General features: G+C 43.7%; 15 protein-coding genes. 7 read left to right on the forward strand and 8 right to left on the reverse strand.

Annotated features, from left to right (window positions below):
• Positions 1 to 11 precede the first annotated feature (11 nt).
• From WKT13_RS01615 to WKT13_RS01625, 3 genes are all read right to left on the reverse strand, one after another.
• Positions 12 to 548: a flavodoxin family protein gene (locus WKT13_RS01615; protein WP_340322532.1), complete on the reverse strand. Its 537-nt coding sequence runs from the start codon at positions 546 to 548 to the stop codon at positions 12 to 14.
• A gap of 73 nt (positions 549 to 621) precedes the next feature.
• Positions 622 to 1197: a flavodoxin gene (locus WKT13_RS01620; protein ID WP_340322533.1), complete on the reverse strand. Its 576-nt coding sequence runs from the start codon at positions 1195 to 1197 to the stop codon at positions 622 to 624.
• Between the two features lie 205 nt (positions 1198 to 1402).
• Positions 1403 to 1939 carry a hypothetical protein gene (locus WKT13_RS01625; protein WP_340322534.1) on the reverse strand — a complete coding sequence of 179 codons (537 nt, stop codon included), beginning with the start codon at positions 1937 to 1939 and terminating at the stop codon, positions 1403 to 1405.
• A gap of 135 nt (positions 1940 to 2074) precedes the next feature.
• Here WKT13_RS01625 and WKT13_RS01630 point away from each other — a divergent pair, with 135 nt between their 5' ends.
• The 4 genes from WKT13_RS01630 (at position 2075) to WKT13_RS01645 (ending at position 7344) form a co-directional block, all read left to right on the forward strand.
• Positions 2075 to 2254: a hypothetical protein gene (locus WKT13_RS01630; protein WP_340322535.1), complete on the forward strand. Its 180-nt coding sequence runs from the start codon at positions 2075 to 2077 to the stop codon at positions 2252 to 2254.
• A gap of 243 nt (positions 2255 to 2497) precedes the next feature.
• Positions 2498 to 3400 carry a helix-turn-helix domain-containing protein gene (locus tag WKT13_RS01635; protein WP_340322536.1) on the forward strand — a complete coding sequence of 301 codons (903 nt, stop codon included), beginning with the start codon at positions 2498 to 2500 and terminating at the stop codon, positions 3398 to 3400.
• A gap of 23 nt (positions 3401 to 3423) precedes the next feature.
• Positions 3424 to 4329, forward strand: a complete 906-nt coding sequence (locus WKT13_RS01640; RefSeq protein WP_340322537.1) for a helix-turn-helix domain-containing protein — start codon at positions 3424 to 3426, stop codon at positions 4327 to 4329.
• Between the two features lie 372 nt (positions 4330 to 4701).
• Positions 4702 to 7344 (forward strand): DUF3836 domain-containing protein, encoded by a 2643-nt coding sequence (locus WKT13_RS01645; RefSeq protein ID WP_340322538.1) that lies wholly within the window; start codon positions 4702 to 4704, stop codon positions 7342 to 7344.
• A gap of 185 nt (positions 7345 to 7529) precedes the next feature.
• On the opposite strand, the gene WKT13_RS01650 is transcribed toward WKT13_RS01645, so the two are convergent.
• The 5 genes from WKT13_RS01650 to WKT13_RS01670 form a co-directional block, all read right to left on the reverse strand.
• Positions 7530 to 9191 carry a hypothetical protein gene (locus tag WKT13_RS01650; protein WP_340322539.1) on the reverse strand — a complete coding sequence of 554 codons (1662 nt, stop codon included), beginning with the start codon at positions 9189 to 9191 and terminating at the stop codon, positions 7530 to 7532.
• Positions 9192 to 9673: 482 nt separating this feature from the next.
• Positions 9674 to 9895: a hypothetical protein gene (locus WKT13_RS01655; protein WP_340322540.1), complete on the reverse strand. Its 222-nt coding sequence runs from the start codon at positions 9893 to 9895 to the stop codon at positions 9674 to 9676.
• 169 nt (positions 9896 to 10064) lie between these two features.
• Positions 10065 to 11090 carry a hypothetical protein gene (locus tag WKT13_RS01660; RefSeq protein WP_340322541.1) on the reverse strand — a complete coding sequence of 342 codons (1026 nt, stop codon included), beginning with the start codon at positions 11088 to 11090 and terminating at the stop codon, positions 10065 to 10067.
• Positions 11091 to 11179: 89 nt separating this feature from the next.
• The gene (locus WKT13_RS01665) at positions 11180 to 12400 is read right to left on the reverse strand and encodes a tetratricopeptide repeat protein (RefSeq protein WP_340322542.1); all 1221 of its coding nucleotides are present in this window, start codon (positions 12398 to 12400) and stop codon (positions 11180 to 11182) included.
• 105 nt (positions 12401 to 12505) lie between these two features.
• Positions 12506 to 12838, reverse strand: a complete 333-nt coding sequence (locus WKT13_RS01670; protein ID WP_340322543.1) for a hypothetical protein — start codon at positions 12836 to 12838, stop codon at positions 12506 to 12508.
• Positions 12839 to 13994: 1156 nt separating this feature from the next.
• Here WKT13_RS01670 and WKT13_RS01675 point away from each other — a divergent pair.
• From WKT13_RS01675 to WKT13_RS01685, 3 genes are all read left to right on the forward strand, one after another.
• Positions 13995 to 17195 carry a choice-of-anchor J domain-containing protein gene (locus WKT13_RS01675; protein WP_340322544.1) on the forward strand — a complete coding sequence of 1067 codons (3201 nt, stop codon included), beginning with the start codon at positions 13995 to 13997 and terminating at the stop codon, positions 17193 to 17195.
• Positions 17196 to 18299: 1104 nt separating this feature from the next.
• A complete protein-coding gene (locus WKT13_RS01680) occupies positions 18300 to 19097 on the forward strand; it encodes an outer membrane protein (protein ID WP_340322545.1) in 798 nt (265 codons plus the stop codon).
• Between the two features lie 74 nt (positions 19098 to 19171).
• On the forward strand, positions 19172 to 19585 hold the full coding sequence (locus tag WKT13_RS01685) for a hypothetical protein (RefSeq protein ID WP_340322546.1): 414 nt from the start codon (positions 19172 to 19174) through the stop codon (positions 19583 to 19585).
• Positions 19586 to 20047: the final 462 nt, after the last annotated feature.

A 20047-nucleotide genomic window follows, 5' to 3' on the forward strand; every position in this document is an offset into this window, starting at 1 on the left:
GCATACGCGGCTCATGCCTTGCGCCCCATCTCGCGTGCTTCGGCCAGCGCCTTGTGGCCTGTTATGTCGCCCTTGTCTGTCACTCCGCCTGCGAAGACCACTCCTCGCAGCGTGGCGCGCTCGAAACAGTCGGTCCATCCCTTCACGGCGGTCACGGTGCCGTCCACCGTCTCCGGCTCGTCCTCGGCGGCGGAGGCAAGCAGATAGACGTCGGTGAAGTGATAGTCGGCCGTGTATAGCGGGTTGGCGCGGTCTATCATCGTCTTCATCTGTCCGCTGCACGAGTAGTAATAAACCGGCGTTGCCCACACTATCACGTCGGCACGGCACATCTTCTCCACTATCGCCGGCGCGTCGTCATTGATGACGCAGCGCAGTGTCTTGTGACACGCGAAGCATCCGCGGCAGAAGGAAATGTTGAGTCCGGCGAGGCTCACCGTCTCCACCGTGTTGCCGGCCTCGATGGCACCTGCCGCAAACTCGTCGGCAAGCATGTCCGAATTGCCGCCTTTGCGGGGGCTGGTCTTTATTATCAGAATATTCTTCATTGCTTTGTCCTTATGGTTTATATATGTTTTTATTATGTCATGCTGTCTGTTATTCCTGTAGGGAAAGTGGCCGTCATTCGATGCCTAGCACCTCGTCCACCCATTGTTTCACTTCGTCGCGACCTGTTCCCTCGGCAAACCGGCGTCCGGGTCTCCAGTCGGCGTCGGGCGCACACTTGTGGAGCAGCTCGCCGCTCTTGCCCAACGGACTTGACGCCGACGTGCAGAACGGTATCACGGTCTTGCCCTTGAAGTCGCCACCTTCGAGAAACGACTCGATGATGCGCGGCGCTATGCCCCACCATATTGGATAGCCCACGAACACTATTTCGTAACGGTCGAGCTTCGGAGTGTCGCGGAACATCTGCGGACGCGCCGTGGCGTCGTGCTGCTCGCGGCTGCTGCGCGATTCGGCAGTACGGTAGTCAAGGTCTCTCGAGCTGTAAGGCAACACCGGCTCTATGCGCCACACGTCGCCACCGGTAACATAAGCAATGTGTTCTGCCACGGCTTTGGTGTTGCCCGTCACCGAGAAATAGGCCACGAGAACCTTCGACTTGTCGTCGTCGCCGCGGTTGCTTCCCTTGCACGACGACAGAGGCATGGACGCCGTAAGCAGGCATGCCATGAAAAAAAGAAAACCTTTCATATTCTGTCCTCCTTTATTTTATTATTGCGTATTCCTTGTCCGACGCTGCAAAATTAAGAAATCATGCGGCCGACGGACATACGCATATTACATGATTTTCTACCATTATCAACGAAAAACGCACGCACAGGTATTCTCTCCCGGCCCTAAGCATACATAAACAGCGGCCAGTCGCATCGCCATAACAATATTCGCCGCCCGCCGCTCACGCCTTTGTCATGCGGTAGCCCAGTGCCTTCAGCTCCACGGCCATGCCCATGAGATAGAGCTGGTGCAGGCAAGCCACATAGGCACGGAAAGCCTCCGGCGTGCCCGGCTCTATGTTCTCGTGGCGCAGCATGCTGTCGGTGCGGCCGGCACATTCGGCAACGAGCGCGCTCGTCTTCTTGCGACTGTCCTCGTCGAGAGCAAGCACGTCTTCCATAATGTGGTCGTCCATGCTGTCGTAGCCGCGTGCATCGCGCAGCGATGCGTACAGGTCTGTGCGACAGCCGCAGTTCTCCCAGTCGGTATCCCACAGCCGTGCGAGCGCCATTCCCACAAACATCATCCATCCGAGCGACACCGTGGGCCACGCCCCATACTCTCTAACGCCGTCCGGCAGATATGCTTCGCCCACCTCGCGCCACTTGTCCTCCACGTCGGGACATTCGGGCATGCGTTCGTCTATAAGTCCCTGCTCCAGCAGATAGCGGCGCAGATTCTCGCGTATCCTTACCTCAAAATCGTTTTTCTGTTCCATATATGAAGTTTTGTTATGTTATTTCTATTGTACGGCCGACCTTCTCACAACAGATATCGTTCCTCCTTATTTATTAATAAAAACACTGTGTTGTGAAATCAACCGAAATTTAATTACTGACAAAGATAGTGAAAGGTGAGTGCAATAGCAAAAGAAAAAGACACTGTTTCTTGGCTTTTGATATTGCCGAACCGCATCCTATCTTATACAAAGATAGTGAAAGGTGAGCGCAAAGACAAAAATGGAAAAAATTGTTTTTTCGAAATTGGCTTTGCCGAACCGCATCCTATCTTATACAAAGATAGCAAAAGGTGAGTGCAAAAAAATAAAATAGACATGTTTTTTCAGACAAAACACATTATAATATTACTTAAAGTCACACCTTTTTATCAGCATTTCATAAGTTCTAACGCACCACAGCAGTCTCCGCGATGTGCACATTTTACTCTGCTTGTTAACTTATTTACGGTTTTTGCGGAAATCATTTCACAGGCAAAGGATAATATTAGTAAATTTGTGAACGGAGACAACCGTCTGAACACAAAAACATAAGCCATTATGAAAGATTTCGTCAAGATAGACTGCGTGGAGAAATACAACGAGCTCTTCGGACTGGAAACACAGCATCCGCTCGTAAGTGTGGTGAGCCTGGCAGAGGCAGAAAAACAACCCGTAGGACACATGATGTTCAACTACGGAGTGTATTCACTGTTTCTGAAAAACCTGAAGTGCGGCGATATACTCTACGGCCGGCAGACGTACGACTACCAGGAGGGCACGGTGACAAGTTTCGCCCCGGGACAGGTGGTGGAGACAACATTCACGGAGGGCATGAAGCTCGATGCGCTCGGACTGCTGTTCCACCCCGACCTCATAAAGGGTACGTCGCTCGGACAGAACATCAGGCGCTACTCTTTCTTTTCTTATTCGTCCAACGAGGCACTGCATCTTTCTGACGAGGAGAAAGAGATATTCACCGACTGTCTGAAGAAAATAAAGATGGAAATAAGCCGTCCGGTGGACAAGCACAGCAGGCGACTCATCTCGCGCAACATAGAACTGCTGCTCGACTATTGCATGCGCTTCTATGAACGTCAGTTCATCACGCGCTCGCAGAGCAACAAGAACGTGATAGTGAGGTTTGAGAGTCTGCTCGACGACTACTTCCGCGAACAGCGCACAATAACTGACGGTCTGCCGACGGTGAAATACTTTGCCGACAAGGTGTTCCTTTCGCCCAACTACTTCGGCGACATGATAAAGAAGGAAACGGGCATAACGGCGCAGGAATATATCAAGTCGAAGCTGATAGGCCACGCCAAAGAACTGATACTGAGCACTGAGAAGACGGTGAACCAGATTTCATACGAACTGGGATTTCAGTATCCACAGCACTTCAACCGCATATTCAAGAAGGCTACTGGACTGACACCGAGCGAATACAGAAAAACAAACGTCTGACATACCACACGCCAACAAAACAGATGTACACAAAGAGTCAGGACTCTGAAACTGCGTGCTGCAGGAAGTGCAACAGTCTGCCGGGTGTGAGGATGATGCATCCTCTTGCCGGAACTGCAGAGGTGTCGCCCGACGAACTGGACGCAATAAACGGGATAACAACAGATCTTTATACGGTGATGATGATAAAAAACCGCTGTTGTTGCCGCACCTCGTGTTACGGACACACGGGGTGTGACTTCTCGTATGCGTCGGTGTTGTTTTTCCGTCCCGGCGACCGTATCTGCCTCAATGGTGACACAAAGGCAGAGGGAGCGGGCATAGTGACATTCAGAAAAGAACTGGCAGCCGGCAGCGAGATAGAACGCAACATGGGCGAATACAGATTCTTCGGATACAGGACGGACGAGGCACTGCACGTGTCGGAGTGTGAGGAACGGACGCTGGACAGACTGTTTGGCGACATAAAGACCGAGTTGGGCACATGCATCGACGAATACAGCTGTGGCATAATAGGCCGTCGCATCTGTCTGCTGCTCGACTACTGCCGGCGTTTCTACAACAGACAGTTCATAATGCGTACCGACAGAAACCGAAAAATACTGAGACAGACCAACCACATCATACACGACTTCTTCGCACAGCACGGACGTCAGCACGAGGAACTGCCGAAGGCGCAATACATAGCTGAGCGCACGGACACGTCGGCAGCCTATCTGGAAGATCTGGTGAAGGAGGAAACAGGACTGTGCCTCGGCCAGTATGCTGAGATGAAACGCCTCGACATGGCGCGCGATCTGCTCATGCACTCACACAAATCGGACGACGAGATAGCATCGATACTCCATTACGGCTCGGCGCGATGCTTCCGTCTGTTCTTCAGCCGAACCACAGGCATGACCACCGACCAGTGCCGCACGAGCTGCTGACAACGGCAAGCGGCAACCGCCATGAGCCGGACATACCGGCAAAAAAGTCCTGTTTCACACCGTATTCCATACATTGCAACGCAGGCATAACAACAATAAAGCAGGCTCAAACATACCATCCGAAAACACAACACAGAAAAAATTTTATAACCGCAATACACCTGACAAAGGCTCTCAAGCACAATTTCATCCTGCTCTATGTATCTGAATATCAGACATTATGCATGGAAATAAATACCAAACATAAGGCATTTTACACCAAAAACAGAAATAAATATTTTTTAAATAAAATACCTTAATCTTTGCTTTTTATCCCATAATTTGTACTTTTGTAACGAATTTAACTTAATTAACGTACAAAACAATGTAATTATGAGTAAAAGATTACTATTTGTTGGAGCTACAGTTTTAAGCTGTTTCTGTAGTATTAACGCTGACGAAGTGCTGACTCACGTGTTGGAATACGACGGAACAAAAATCAATTCGCGTATCGACTACACGTATGACGCCAATGGTCTGCTTGTTGAGAAATTAATAACAAAACCGAACACGTCCGATCCTACAGTGATGGACAACTCGGAAAAGGTGAACTATGGTTATGACGCACAGAAGCGTTGCAACCTGGTGGAAAACTATGTATGGAACCATTCATCGATGACTTTCATCGGACGGCCAATCGAAGGTGCAAAGACAATAACCACATACGACGACGAAACTGGACGCGTGTCAGAACAGTTGTTCTACGAATGGGGTTCCAGCGACTGGGAAAAGGATTTTGCCAAGAAATGCGTTTACAAATATGAAGGCAACACCGCAACCGAGAACCGCTACAAGAAACTCAACGGTATGGAGCAGGAACAGCCGTACGAGATAAACGAATATGTATATGACGACAACATGAACGTGCTGCAGAAGGTGCGCAACAGCTACACATTCAACTTCTCAAGCTACGAATACGTGAAGACTCCTACCGACAAGGAGATTTATGAATACGACGACAAAGGCAACATCACCCTAAAAGAAACCTACATGTATTCAAGCGGAGGATACGATCCGTGGGGCGACGAGGAAACATCAGAAGAGGGAAGCTGGTCGCTGATGAACAAGTACAAGTACGAATATGAGTACGACGACAAGGATAATATCACTAAAAAGACCACTTATGTATGGCGTGATTATCTGGGCGAATATGCCACAGAGTCGGTGCTGACATACGAATACTTCTATGGTTCGAACGACGCACTGGAACTGCCTTACAGCAACAGCTTCGACGAAGAAAGCTCGTTCGACGGATTCACAACGTCGGGAACAGGAGAGGCCGGAGCCGGATGGAAGTATGAAAACGGAACACTGGTATGCACAGCCGCACAGGAAGGCGACCCCAACATACCTGAGATACTCTATCTGCCGGCAATACGTTTCAATACGGACAACGAGGTGGAAGTGACATTCAAGGCAAAAGTGGCAGACGCGGCAAAGGCAGGCAAACTGCAGATGATACTGTGCAGCAACAACGACGCTCACACTCCGCTCGGCCCGATAGGACAGATATGGGACATCACAGGCACTGACTATCAGGAGGTGAAAGGACTTATCGTTCCTGAGAAGAGCGACGCCTATGTCATCGGAATATGCTTCGACAACTACCAGAAAGACGCCGTTGTATCAATAGACGACATTGAAGTGAAGAACGGACGGCCGACAGCATCTCCGTCAGTACCCTACAACTTCGAGGCTACACCGGCACGCAACGGCTCTCTGCAGGTGAAACTTATATGGTACACACCTAACACAAGCATCGGCGGCGACTTCATCACTCACGTTGATAAGATGGAACTTTACCGCGACGGCGTTGAAGAACCTCTCTACACCACACAGGCTACGGGCGCCACACTGGCCGCACAGTTTGTTGACAACACTGTTCCGGAAAAGGGCGAATACACATACCGTGTTTACGCATACCTCAACGGAATGAAGAGCGACGCAGCAGTTGTGACTGTGAAAGTAGGATATTCTGTACCTGCACCGATAGAAGGATTCAATGTTGTTGAGAACGACGACCACAGCGTGACACTCTCATGGAACGGTGCTAAACCGGAGGACGGCGAAGTTAAATACCATATTATGAGAAACGGTTCTGAAGTTCTCGACGACGCATTCACCGGTACTACATTCACCGACAACACTATTGACACAAGCAACGGCCAGAAATATGTTTACTATTTCGTACAACCGTACAACGAAACAGGATTCGGAGACCTCACAACATCTGGTCTGCTGTTCGTAGGCGAGGCAAATCCGGTGCCGTTCAAGGAATCGTTTGCAGGAGGTACAGCCACACACCAGTGGATGAACGAGAAAGTGAAAGGTTATGACGCAGCATGGGGCACTGGTTCAAGCAGCCCGTCATATCCTTCGGTAGAAGCACAGGACGGTGACGGAGGCTTCGCAGCATTCCTCTCAACAACTCTTGCCGAAGGCGATGAAGTAAGATTCACAAGTGAGAAGATCGACCTCAGCACACTCATCAACCCGACACTCAAATTCTACATATATCAGACAGAAGGCGAACAGAGCGCTGATGCCATCGTAGTGGAAGCATCGAAAGACAACGGCACTTACGAAACTGTCTCAGGCCCGATATATGTTTCCGGCAATGAGACTGCAGGATGGACGGAATACTCAATATCTCTCGATAAGTTCAAGGGTGAGAAGAACGTCAGACTAAGCTTCAAAGGTATTTCAGGCATTACACACGACATTCTGTTGGACAACATCACCGTTGGTGAAGACGTACCGGACTGCATAGGTAACGTTCTGCCTGAAGGCGTGAAAGTATATGCCGCAAACGGCGAGATAGTTGTCACAGCTCCGGCCGTAAGCGACATAAAGGTATTCTCTGCGAACGGCGCACAGATATATACCGGTCAGAGCTCTAACGTCACAATACCAGCAGCCAAAGGCATCTACATTGTGAACGTTGACGGCAAGGCTACAAAAGTAACCGTGTTCTGAAATAAAATAAAGTAAAGTAATTATCCTAAAACATTGGAGGATGCATCAGAATGAATAATTCCGGTGCATCCTCTTTTTTGGTATACAAATATCAAAACCGATGATAATTGTATCCATATAATCTTAACAAAAGATTATGGTAAATAATATAATAACATACACATGCTATGTTATTTGTATATAAATTACTGCTTCTTCATCCCAGCCACATTCTTCACAATGTCTGTCGTTACAAGCACCATCCTCACCATGTCTTCCACGCACACCCATTCATACACACTGTGCGCAGCCTGCTGGGCGCTGTATATGCACGGTCCTCCACGCAATCCCTTTGCCGCCATCATGGCCGATGTAGTGCCGCCGCGCTCACTGCTCGGGCTCATGGTCATGCCGGCACTGGCAGCACTTTTCACTATCAGGTCGGCAGTTCCTGGATACATCGTATAGGCAATGTTCTCATACTGCACCGTTTCCTGTCCGGCCTCCACTTTTACAAACGGATAAGCTTCAGCCGCAAGCCTTTCGGCATCGCGCAGCATCTGGCGCAGAGTGTCACCCTCGTTCTTGTCGAAATAGCGCAAACGCACCTTCACAAGATAATCCTCAGATATCTCCTTGCCTACTTCATCTGTCGGATGAACCATCGAATAACAGTGTATGTATCCCTGCTTGTCCTTGCTTGCAGAAGGATGTTTGGCCGGATCTATCTGTCCTATGAAATAAGAAGCAGCTGTAAGTGCGTCGCCATATTTGTTCACAAATCCTTCACCCGGATGGGCATCGTGGCCGCGGAAACGATAGGTGATCATCGATGCAGTGAAATTCTCTACCGAGAAACGGTCGGGCATGTTACCATCCACATCTATCACAATATCCGGACTGCCGTCAACATACTTCGACTCGAAACGGTATGCAGCACGGCCGATGTCCTCATTCTGCGAGAACACCATATAAACATCACCATGCTTTATCTTCTTGTTCTTCACCAGCAGCTCAGCCAATCCCACCAGAATCGTCACACCTGCCTTGTCGTCGGCCCCTAGAAGCGTCGAACCGTCCGATGTTATTATCGTCATTCCCTTGCAATTCTTCAGATGAGCACCTTGCGGAGTCTCCGGACTCAGCACTATTCCCGCCGACAACTGTATGTCGCCACCGTCATAATTCTCATGCACAATGGGCTTGATGTTCTGTCCGGGAGCCTCCGGCGTCACGTCGAGATGAGCCATGAACATCACAGAAGGCACACTCTTGCCCTTCATGTTCGAAGGAATCTTCACATAAACATACTGGTCAGCACTGCGTGTTATCACAGCATCACTGCCCTTGCATATTTCTTTTAACTCGTTCTCCAGATACCCAGCCATACGTGTCTGTCCCTCAGTCATGGGAAAAGCTTCCATATCGGCTGTATCCACACTCTGGCTGCTTATCCTTGCATAATTAAGGAAACGGTTTTTCATTTTCCTTATATACATCTCCATCATTATTACAAGCGATTGTTCAGTTATCAGACTTTTTGGTTTTGGTACAGTTCTTACAATCCTTTTCGCATCTTTTACTTTACTTTTCTCCTCTTTTAAATTGCTTAATACTTTTTGTCCTTTAGCATTAACCACATTAGGTTTTCCATTCACTATCAGTACATTATTATTAACTGTTTGTATTTCTAATTCATACAATGATCTTATAACACCAGCACTAGCAAGTTTAGCCAAGCTTTCCTTGCTGAAAGCTTTTGCCCCATTTTTCAATACAACTCCTCCTTGAGCTCTTATTCCTAATGACACAATACAAAACATCATGACCAATAAGAATATCACCAATAATCTGTTTCTTGCTTTCATAATTACTAAATTTAATGATTATTTTCCTATAATACACCGACTAATTTAATAAACAGATATATGTTAAAATCTATTTTTAAGAAATATCTTTGTTTTTCTTACAAACCCATATTATATCTGTTTTATTGATCATTTCATAATTTAAATGAACCACAAAATCTCTGTTTAAAAACTTTTTTATTATATCTAATCATTTCAAGTGGTACAATATTGACACAATATCAACATAAAACAATATAAGTGCTAAACAAATAATTGTTATTAACAAAAATATCTGCGTATATATTATTATCAAAATTTTATTGTAAGGGGATTGTTATATCCCCTTACAATAAATTATCTCAATCGTCCCGTCCCTCTACAATTTGGACATGTCCATTCATGAATACCTGTACCCTTACATTGCCGACATTTAACAATACCATTATGACAATTACTATCAGGACATTTAACTTTTCCACTTCCTGAACAATTACTACATTTTACATTCCGATAACCTTCACACTTTGGGCAATATTCTGTATCATTATTAATTGTTCCACGGCCTCTACAATAATTACATCGTATAGATCCGCTACCATTACAGAATCCACAATTACGAACACCATACCCACCGCATGTTGAGCAGTATTTTTCACCGTAACCTTTGCAATAAGCACAATATTCTTTAATTCTGCCTTCACCTCCACATCTATTGCAAACACGCTGAGCATTAGAAGTTAATGCACAACACAACATTATTATAGATGCAAGCACTTTAATATAAAAATTTTGTTTTACTTTTTTGTACATAATAAAAATCTTTAAATGTTATTTTTCAATTATATAGTTTTATAATTCCACATTTTTATTACCAATATCTTAAAATATTTATTAACGTTGCCATAACTTCACTGTAAAACCAAAATGTAAATCCCAAACCAGCTTCCCAGGAAACTTCTCATCCTCACTTCGTTCTTTAAGAGCTTCTTTTACATTACCTACTCCAAACGCTCCACCACCAAACAACCCGAATCTTTTACTATCACCAAAGAAATAACTATACGTAATATCCAAATTAAGGGTTCCACCAACAATAACAGAAGTTTCTGCATAGCATGTTGCGATAGTAAGATCTTGATTAGTATCATAACCAAAAGTCAGGAAATATCCTATGGCTGCATGCCATGATAGCTTTCTTTTGTTATGTCCATTAAAGAGCCAATCTTTTCCTATACCACCATATAAAACAAATCCACCAACACCTCCGTCACACCATTTAAATCTTACAAATTCACCATATGCACGAGACAATCCTACTGCTATCTGAATATTTGGATAACCATCTGCATTCATATGATAAACATTTTGTACAGTACTACCAACCTTATCTATTGCACTCATACCAGTATCAACTATCTTCTCTGCGACAAATTCCTTTGTATTATGATGTTCGTATGTATCCGAATAAGAATTATCAATATTATCTGGAAGTAAAGGACGAATGGGAGTTTCATCCACATCTTCCGATGCAAGAAGTTTCTCATTTTCTAATATAGAATCTATCTTTTTAGAACTATTATTTTGAGACCAAGTAACACCAGTACCACCAAGTATAATTCTTGTATATTCAATGTTACCTTTAGAATCCTTTTTATCATTTTTTGTATATTGTGTTATTCTTATTCCATCTTTATTGTATGCAGAAAAACTTAATTCTAAATTTCCTGAAGTGTTAATAATTACAACACCGGCACCGCTTGTTGCATATTCTCTTGCTTCTGTCAATACATAGGATTCTCCATTAGCATAAATAGTTATAGGACATTCAGATGGAAATGTAGCATTAATATAGTATTTTCGCGCAAGAACATTTTGTGTGGTTAATATAAAAAACAATATATATATTGATATTTTCATATTCTTAAAATACATTTATAAATATAATTCATATTAATTTAATATTATAGGCTATAACTTTTCAGTGATAATAAATAGAACATAAATTATCAATTTCTTATATTACCATTTATATCTTGAACACTTTGTAAAAGCGCATTTCCTTTTGCTTTATTTTTCTTTAATATACCAGGAATACCGTCTATAAGCATTTTTCCGTAAACAGCTATAGCCCTAGTAACGCCTTTCTCTGATAATTCTTGAAGAATCTCTACGCTTTTTTTTACATCTTTTACGCATCCTTTTCCAAGAAATAGCATTATTCCTAATTCTGCTCCTGCATTAAGATTGCCTTTCTCATATGCTTTCTTATACCAGTAAAAAGCTTCGTTCGGATTATCCATTTTAATATATTCTGCTAAACGATATTGTGCATCTGTATTTCCTTGATCTGCTGACTTCCTATACCATTTTATCGCTTCATTAATATCTTTTTCAACACATCCTTTATAGCCAGTAGCATAATATGCGCCAGTCTTTAATTGGGCATATGAATCTCCTTGTTCTGCTGATTTTCTATACCAATAATATGCTTGTTCATAATCATCCTCTAATTCTATATAATAATCAGCAAGAGCAGCTTGGCAACCAGAATCATCTTTTTCTGCTCCTTTACGAAACCATTGTTTTGCTTCATTTATGTTTTTTTCAACTCCCCAACCATGTAAATAACAATTACCAACCATTTCGTAGGCATCTACATAATTTAAATTTGCTGCCTTTTTAATTAAATAAAAAGCTTTCTGATCATCTATTTCAACCATTTTTCCTATTTGATATTCTAATCCAAGACTGAATATGCATGCAGGATCTTCTAAATCTGCTCCTAAACGAAGCCAATAAATTGCTATTGAATAATCTTGTGGAACGATCAAACCTTCATAATAAATAGTAAATAGTGCATATAATGCTTTCGGATTATTTTGTTTTGCAGATTTTTTTAAATAATCCAAAGCTTCTTCTTCTGTTATATAAATAATGTCCTTTTTTTCTATTAATGATTTAACATAAAGTCTTCCTAATTCATATTGTGCCACAGAATATCCCATATCTGCAGACTGTTTATATAAGGATATTGCTTTTTCCCTATCCATAAATTTACCATTTGTACCATTATAAAAATCACAAGCCTGATCATAAAGCAATTTTGCATCCGGTTCTTTTTGTACGTTCTGTTTTGTGACAACCTTTGTTTTCTGGTTTCGTGTTTGTGGGAAAGCTATACCAAAACAAAAAATAAATATCATTTCAAATAATATTATTTTTTTCATAAGTATTTTCTTGTTAAGTTATTCACTAAAAAATCATAGATAATACAATATTATAGTAGATACAGATTTATTTTTATACAGGTTTTTATTTAATTACATATATTTTCAATCTACTCTAAATTTAGTTTTACATTTTGGACAAACCCACCTATAACCCATAATAGGTATAGTACGCTTACCTTTACAATAATTACAAGGGTCGCATATAATTCCTTTTTCACGAGATTCCTGCTTAGTATCATGAGTTCCATACCAACCTCTGCCATCACATTGTCCACACTTATCTCTCCCCACTTCAATATATTTATGTACTAATTTCACCTTACAATAAGGACAAATATAGCTTGTTCTAGAAATATCTATATCTGTTATTGATTTTGCGAAAATATACACAAATGCAACTAAACTTATTGAGATAACACATAATAATTTTTTCATAATTAGTTAATATTAAAAAGTTAAATAATAAATACAAAAGCCATTAATAAGAACATAAACATCTTATAATGATTTTTGGATTTAAAAACGCTACATAATTTTTATTTCTTTTATTATTGCAAATCTGTATACATGCCTCACAAACATAAAAATATACGTCATTTACACATCAATAATTTTCAGCACCATAATATTTTTCCGTTGTAATTATTGTTGTAAACAATCATTATACAGACTGTTATTACACTACATCTGAAAATATAATTCCAATTAGAATAAAATGAAATATTCTGTGAATTCTTCAAAATTTTCTACTTTACAAGAATCCTTTTGCCAATTAAAAAACTGTCATTTTTCCATATGCCTAAAATTTAAAATGCCATATAGAACTCCCGAAATCAGGCTTGTAAAAAATTAAGGATAAGATACTAAAAAAGACGTGGGAGTTTCTACTTCTCGCTTATCCCACGGTCAGGCTCTCGCATTGCCTCTCTCTTAGGATAAGCAACGCAGTCAGCCCACGCCCAGATGATATTACACATATGGAAAGGACTTCAGATAAATCCCTTCCTTTTATAATACACCCTACGTGGACGCTTCCGTCGCCTTACCTTCGAAGAGAGTCCAAATTTGCGAGATTTGACCGTCGAAGATAACGTTCGTAAACGTCCTTTACAAGTAAATAACCCACAGCCCTCCACAAAGGGCCAACTGAGTCAATCACAAAGATAAGGATTTTTAATATTATTTCAAAATATATATACAACTTTTTTTATTCTGTTTTGCATACAGATATGAAATGGGACTATAAATTTCAAAAGCCTATCTTTATTTTCAAATTATGTCACATAAAAAAACATACATCATAATTTCACAAGAAAAATATTCAGGATAAAATGACGAACCAGAAATATCATTCATAAAAAAATAAAGACAGTCATGTGCGGACGGTGCAAACACAAATAGTAAATAAACGCCGAGTTGCTGCCACGACATGCAAAATAAATGCCTTTTATTAACCTTTATTAACTTGTATTTTAACAAACGAATTTATTTAATTCATATATTTGTATTTTCCTTTTGATAATTAATAACACAAAATAATTACTATTTGATACCTTTTCCACTACAATTATAAACCATTAAACGTTTTTGTATGAGAAAACTATTACTTGTCTTCATTGCCCTCATCGGGTGTATTTTAACCATTGAGGCGCAGACTTCTTATGAGAGAACCACAGGTACACAAGACGGAAATCTGAAAAAAATGAACCGTCAAAGTCATTTTGCCACTACCAAAACAATCGTAAAAACAGCTGCACAAGCCTTGTATGCAGACGCAGCACCGGAAAACGCTATAGAGACACCGTTCTCACACGCCCTTGGTAAGAACAGCGACGTGGTTGACATTGTGAAACAATATACATCCATCAACGTCAACAACGACGACAGAAGCTGGAAAATAGCAACGGTGAACAACTACAGTGCATGTATGCCACCCAAAGCTGAGGACATAGAAGAGAGCGACGACTGGCTTATATCGGTGCCTGTACACATGACCGCCGGCGACTATGTCGTGTCTTTCGACCTCGGATACATGGGCACCAGTGCTACAGGCGTGAAGCTCGAAGTGAAACTGGGCACTGCTCCCACTGTGGAAGGCATGACCACTGAAATAACGGCACCAACCGTTTTCGAGACAAAAGACCAGACAAAATATGAATACAACTGCAAGATAACCGAGGAAGGATATTATTATATAGGTGTGCACAACCTCACTACAAAAGAAATGAACGGCACCGTGAAACTCTTCAATCTTAGCGTAAGAAGCGGCAGCGTGGAACCTGTAGTGCCGGTTGATCCTCCGGCAGCAGGCAAGCTGACATGGGTGCTTGCGCCCAAAGGAGAACTGAAGGCCGACCTTACCTACACCGCACCTACCAAAACCAAAGCGGGCGCCGACCTCACGGAGATAACCAAAGTGGAGATAACCTCGCGCTGGGGTGTGGACATTTTCACGTATGAGAATGTGAAACCCGGCGAGGTGATTGAGATAAAAGACGTGGAGATGTACGCCGGATTCAACAACTGTCTTACAGCTGTGGCATACACAGGCGAGACAGCCGGCGAGAAGGTGGAGCACAAAAACATATTCTGCGGACCGGACGCGCCGCTCGCACCACAGAATGTCAGACTGGTGGTAAGCGACGATTTCAAGTCGGCAGTGCTCTCATGGGACGCTGTAGGAGAGACAGGTATGAACGGCGGATATGTAGATCCGGCCGAAGTAACATACTACATCTTCGACGCCTTCGGCTCATACTACGATCCTGCCATTGCAACGACAAGCGAAACTTCAATAGAGATAGACTATCCCGAACTAAAAGGTCAGGACTTTGTGGCATATCAGGTGACGGCGGGTTACGGCGAAAACTACTCCGACTACACCAGCTCAGCCATAGTGACAATAGGCGAGCCGGACAAACTGCCGTACGCAGAATCGTTCACAAACGGTCGCTACGACAACGTGTGGCTCGTCGATCCAAAGTCTGACGGCGACAACCAGATGATGGGAACAGTGGACGACGACTACTTCCCGTCGCTCATAGACCCGACCGATCCCGACGCCCCCACTCCGCTGACATCGCAGGACGGCGACAACGGATTCTTCTACTGGCTGCCATATGAGAAGGATGTGATGTACGGAATGATTTCCACCCGCGTCGACATATCCGCCGCGTCCAATCCTGCTCTTGAGTTCTGGTATCAGGGACAAGGCAGCGCACTGGACGTGCTCATATCTAAAGACGATGCGCCATTCGAGGTGGCTGAGACCATAGACCTGCAGCAAACGCCCACCACAGAAGGATGGACGCTGGCCACTATACCGCTCAACGCCTATAAGGACGCTAAAGCCATACAGTTCGAACTGCGTCTGCGCGCCATACACAACGATGCGGACAAGACATGGAGCGTGCCGCTCGACAACATACGCATACGCGACGTTGTGGACAAAGACCTGCGGCTCGTGTCGATAGACGCACCGGCAAACGTGGCTGTGAGTGAGAAGATGAACCTGAAGGCACGCATCGAGAACATAGGTAACGACATAACCGAAGGAAAAGTTGAATGGACTGTCAACGGCAATAAGGCCGGAACATCAGCCATACCGGCCATGAAGTCGAACGCGTTTGCCAACGTTGAGTTCGAGTATGAAGTACCTATCAACTCTTCCGAGACACTGTATGTGACAGCCGTAGCCGTGCTCGAAGGCGACGGATGCGAAGCCAACAACACGGCAGAGAAGACCGTAAGCGTGACTCTTAACGACTATCCTACAGTGACAGACCTCACATACACCATGTCTGAAACAGACGCCACGGTGAACCTCTCATGGTCGGCACCATCGCTCGATGGCCTCACCGACGTGAAAACCGTGACCGAAGACTTCGAGAATCCTGCCTACACGCCGATGTCAATAAGCGGTGCCGGCAAATGGACCGTGTACGACGGCGACAAGCTTGCAACATATAATATATTCCGCGAGACCAACAACCCGTACCAGACACAGCCCATGGCATTCCAGCTGTTCAACCGCACCGTGGCCGAAGTGCCCGATATATATTGGGCCGATGCCCAACCGCACAGCGGCGAAACATTCATGATGGCTCCTAGCTGTTCGTACGACTACAACGACAACTGGCTCATTTCGCCCGAACTGTCAGGCAACGCTCAGACCGTATCATTCTGGGCAAAGAGCTGCATGATATCATGGGGCGAGACGTTTGAAGTGGTTTATTCCACAACAGGCAACAGCCCCGAGGACTTCACACATACGGCGGACGTGGAGAATTTCCCGACAGACGGCATAATACCCGAAGTATGGACAGAATATAAAGTGGCGCTCCCTGAAGGAACAAAGTATTTCGCCATACGCCACAAGACATTCGACACGCTTGCACTGATGATAGACGACGTAACATTCGAAAGCGCACCCGACGTGCCGGAAGACATTGCACTTGTGGGCTATCACGTGTTCCGCAACGGTAAACAGCTGACCGATGAACCCGTTACCGCTACAACATACACCGACAATCCTCTGGAAGGCAGTGTTGCATCAGACGGAATGGAGTTCGCATACACCGTAGTACCTGTCTACAACTACGGCCCGGCACCGGTAAGCAATGAGGTGGTTGTGGCCATAAGCACCGGCATAAGCAATATCGGCAGCGACGGCAAGAACGCCGGAACAGTGTATTACAACATCAACGGCATGCAGATAAAAGAAAGCAATCTCACTCCTGGAATATATGTGAAAGTTACAAAAGGACAATCCAAGAAGATTGTTGTGAAATAATCGTACTATACAACAGTCCTTTAAAATGAATTTCGGCGGGATATTGTTTCATGACAATGTCCCGCTGATTTTGTATATAATATATGCTTTTGCATGTATTGCTGCCCTCCGAAGACGCTCACATTAGTACGCAAACATGGTAATAACACGTCTCTGTAGAAATACGGTGGGGACGGTATTTTATCCGTAAATCGCCACAAAAGGCGCAAACCGTTCTGACAGTGCGGAACGGCACAGACTGCTACCGCGCGGTCGTCATGTAATGAGAAATGCGTATTGGTGCAACAGCCAGACCATCGCCGCACGAAATGTACTGGTTAAGGGTGCTTATCATAGCGCCAGATAGCGGCACTTTTAAAGAAAACTCGGAAGACGGACTTACAGTTTTTCTTGACTTTTTTTTGACAAAACAAAATCGCGAAAGAAATGTAAAGAAATGTTAATTTTGGCATATTAAAGCCTGTTTCGCATTATACCGTCTTTTCATATACCCTGCCCGATAATCAGGAACAGTCCGTATGACGTTCCGGTTATGCCCGTTTCACGGTCTGATTAAGTCCATATCAGGGTGCGATATTGCGCATATCAGGGCATGAAACGGGCAATATCAGAGGCTGAAACGGTACATTTCGCACCACGAAAAAATATCTGTCGGATGTAAGTTATTGGTATACAGCCGTTTGCATAAAGCTCTTATTTTTCGCGAATTTGCGTCCGACGGAGAGTCAGCCCACAAATATTCTCTTATTTTTCGGGGTAGAACAGAAAACTCAGACGGAAAAACCGCAACACGCTTACAGTCTGAAAGTGCGCCAGTCTGTCTAACCCAGACAAAGATATACCGCACTTACACGGAACTGAAGACACAGGCTTTCATACGCTATCTGTCCACACTGATTTTCTACCGGGCCAATACACCAGAACAAAGTGCGAAAAACGAATCATTGTTTATAAAAGACATGCAAACAAAAGGATTTTTATAAAAAATTTAAATTTATTGTTTTTTATTCAAATATTTATACATACTTTTGCGCCAAATACACAATCAAATCGTACAGACACACTTCGTGCCATAGAAAAAGACAAACCAAACACTGAATTATCATGATTAAGAAAAGTACTGGAAAATATGCTTCAATGCTTGTTTTTCCATTGTTAATGGCCGGACTTTCCACTGAAGCCGCGGCTCAGACAGAATTTTCAGTAAAGCCATACAGCGGGATATGCAGTATGGAGATGAATGAAAGTTTGATGGCATGTACCACAGCCGGAGCGGCATGCAGCGCCACTGACGCCACAGCCACCAGCATAAGCGGCGGCACGCTGCCCGGAACATCGCTTCCGCCACAACTGTATGGCATAGACATGCAACCATCAGAACCCGAATACCAGCACCACACCATTTATGGCAACATAGGCTACGGACGCATCATAAGCTCGGTCTACATGGCGGAAGGAGCTACAGGCAATCCGAGAAACGGATTTTTCTGGCAACTGGGATATGACTGGACAGCAAAGTGCGGAATAGGCGCAGGACTGATGTACAACGGCTTCAGATCATCATTCGACTACTACGACGTAAGTTGCAGCGCCAACATCATGTATCTGGCACCGCAGATGGTGATAAAGAAATACTACGACACATGGGCGCTTGAAGGAAAAATAGGCGTAGGCTACTTCAGATACAGCGAATCGGCAGAAGGCGTTTCTGCATCTACGTCAGGCTTCGGATATAATGTACATGCGGGTATCGAATATCTGGTTTCCGAACATGTGGGCATAGGTGCTTCGCTCGGATTCATCACAGGTTCGCTGCCCGAACAGCAGGAAGTGAGCGAACACAACAAGCGCACGGGCATATCCATCCTGGATATCGGTGCCGGCGTAAGATTTCACTTCTGATGATACGGCGCCGGAAGGCCCGTCCACAACTTATAAACATAACTTATCCACAAACTTATCAACAATTATAAAACATGTTTGGTCCATTTGTTTTCTTTGAAATTACAGTATTTCTTATCATCATCACAGTAGCCATACTGCAGATAATCCTGCTTTTCAAGATATGGAAAATGACCAACGACGTGGCCGATATCAAGGAACTTCTGTTCGATAAATTCTCCGGACGCAGAAAGATAATCCCCAAATACACTTCCGGCAGATACCGTATCGCCATATACAAACCAAAAAATCTTAAAGTGATGGTGATTGAAAAGGAAGACGAACATATGTATAAATGCATGTCCGTTGACGGAAAGAGCGTCTTCTACTTCAACGAGGAAAACCTGCAATATGTGGATAACGGCGACGACAAAGAGGAGAATTCAGAAACGGACAACAAGCCGGAGCAGACGCCGCATGATGTCAATACCGACGCAAGACAGGAATAAGACACATGCAGGCAAATAAAAACCGGCATGAAAGGAAATTTATTTCCACACAACTTATATAACGCTGTGTAAAGACAGAACAGAAGGGATTGGCAGGCTGGCCGATCCCTTTATTTTTTATAAACTAATATTGTGGAAAAACCACATAATAACTGTTGAGAAGCAATATTGTCTGCTCTGCCACGCCACATGCCTCACACATTATTTATATCTTATTGTTTTAACATAAATTCTATATAAACATTATATATATTTATTTTATTACTATAACAATATCAATAAAAGCATTTAATTAGAAGCAAGGGGAACAGACATAAAAACTAACCAAATCATATATTTGTAAACAAGAATAACAAAAAAGATAAATTGACCTTTTAAGTGAAACATCTCTTTATTTAACAAATACTAATAGGAAAGAGAAAAAACGAACGATGAATATGAACTGATAATTTATAAATTACT

This window comes from Prevotella sp. HCN-7019 (assembly GCF_037890215.1).
Classification (GTDB): Bacteria; Bacteroidota; Bacteroidia; order Bacteroidales; family Bacteroidaceae; genus Prevotella.

What these genes read in the sequence shown, in the direction of transcription:
- WKT13_RS01615 (WP_340322532.1), bottom strand. Translation starts at nt 548, where the DNA reads ATGAAGAATATTCTGATAATAAAGACCAGCCCCCGCAAAGGCGGCAAT.
- WKT13_RS01620 (WP_340322533.1), bottom strand. Translation starts at nt 1,197, where the DNA reads ATGAAAGGTTTTCTTTTTTTCATGGCATGCCTGCTTACGGCGTCCATG.
- WKT13_RS01625 (WP_340322534.1), bottom strand. Translation starts at nt 1,939, where the DNA reads ATGGAACAGAAAAACGATTTTGAGGTAAGGATACGCGAGAATCTGCGC.
- WKT13_RS01635 (WP_340322536.1), top strand. Translation starts at nt 2,498, where the DNA reads ATGAAAGATTTCGTCAAGATAGACTGCGTGGAGAAATACAACGAGCTC.
- WKT13_RS01640 (WP_340322537.1), top strand. Translation starts at nt 3,424, where the DNA reads ATGTACACAAAGAGTCAGGACTCTGAAACTGCGTGCTGCAGGAAGTGC.
- WKT13_RS01645 (WP_340322538.1), top strand. Translation starts at nt 4,702, where the DNA reads ATGAGTAAAAGATTACTATTTGTTGGAGCTACAGTTTTAAGCTGTTTC.
- WKT13_RS01650 (WP_340322539.1), bottom strand. Translation starts at nt 9,191, where the DNA reads ATGAAAGCAAGAAACAGATTATTGGTGATATTCTTATTGGTCATGATG.
- WKT13_RS01660 (WP_340322541.1), bottom strand. Translation starts at nt 11,090, where the DNA reads ATGAAAATATCAATATATATATTGTTTTTTATATTAACCACACAAAAT.
- WKT13_RS01665 (WP_340322542.1), bottom strand. Translation starts at nt 12,400, where the DNA reads ATGAAAAAAATAATATTATTTGAAATGATATTTATTTTTTGTTTTGGT.
- WKT13_RS01670 (WP_340322543.1), bottom strand. Translation starts at nt 12,838, where the DNA reads ATGAAAAAATTATTATGTGTTATCTCAATAAGTTTAGTTGCATTTGTG.
- WKT13_RS01675 (WP_340322544.1), top strand. Translation starts at nt 13,995, where the DNA reads ATGAGAAAACTATTACTTGTCTTCATTGCCCTCATCGGGTGTATTTTA.
- WKT13_RS01680 (WP_340322545.1), top strand. Translation starts at nt 18,300, where the DNA reads ATGATTAAGAAAAGTACTGGAAAATATGCTTCAATGCTTGTTTTTCCA.
- WKT13_RS01685 (WP_340322546.1), top strand. Translation starts at nt 19,172, where the DNA reads ATGTTTGGTCCATTTGTTTTCTTTGAAATTACAGTATTTCTTATCATC.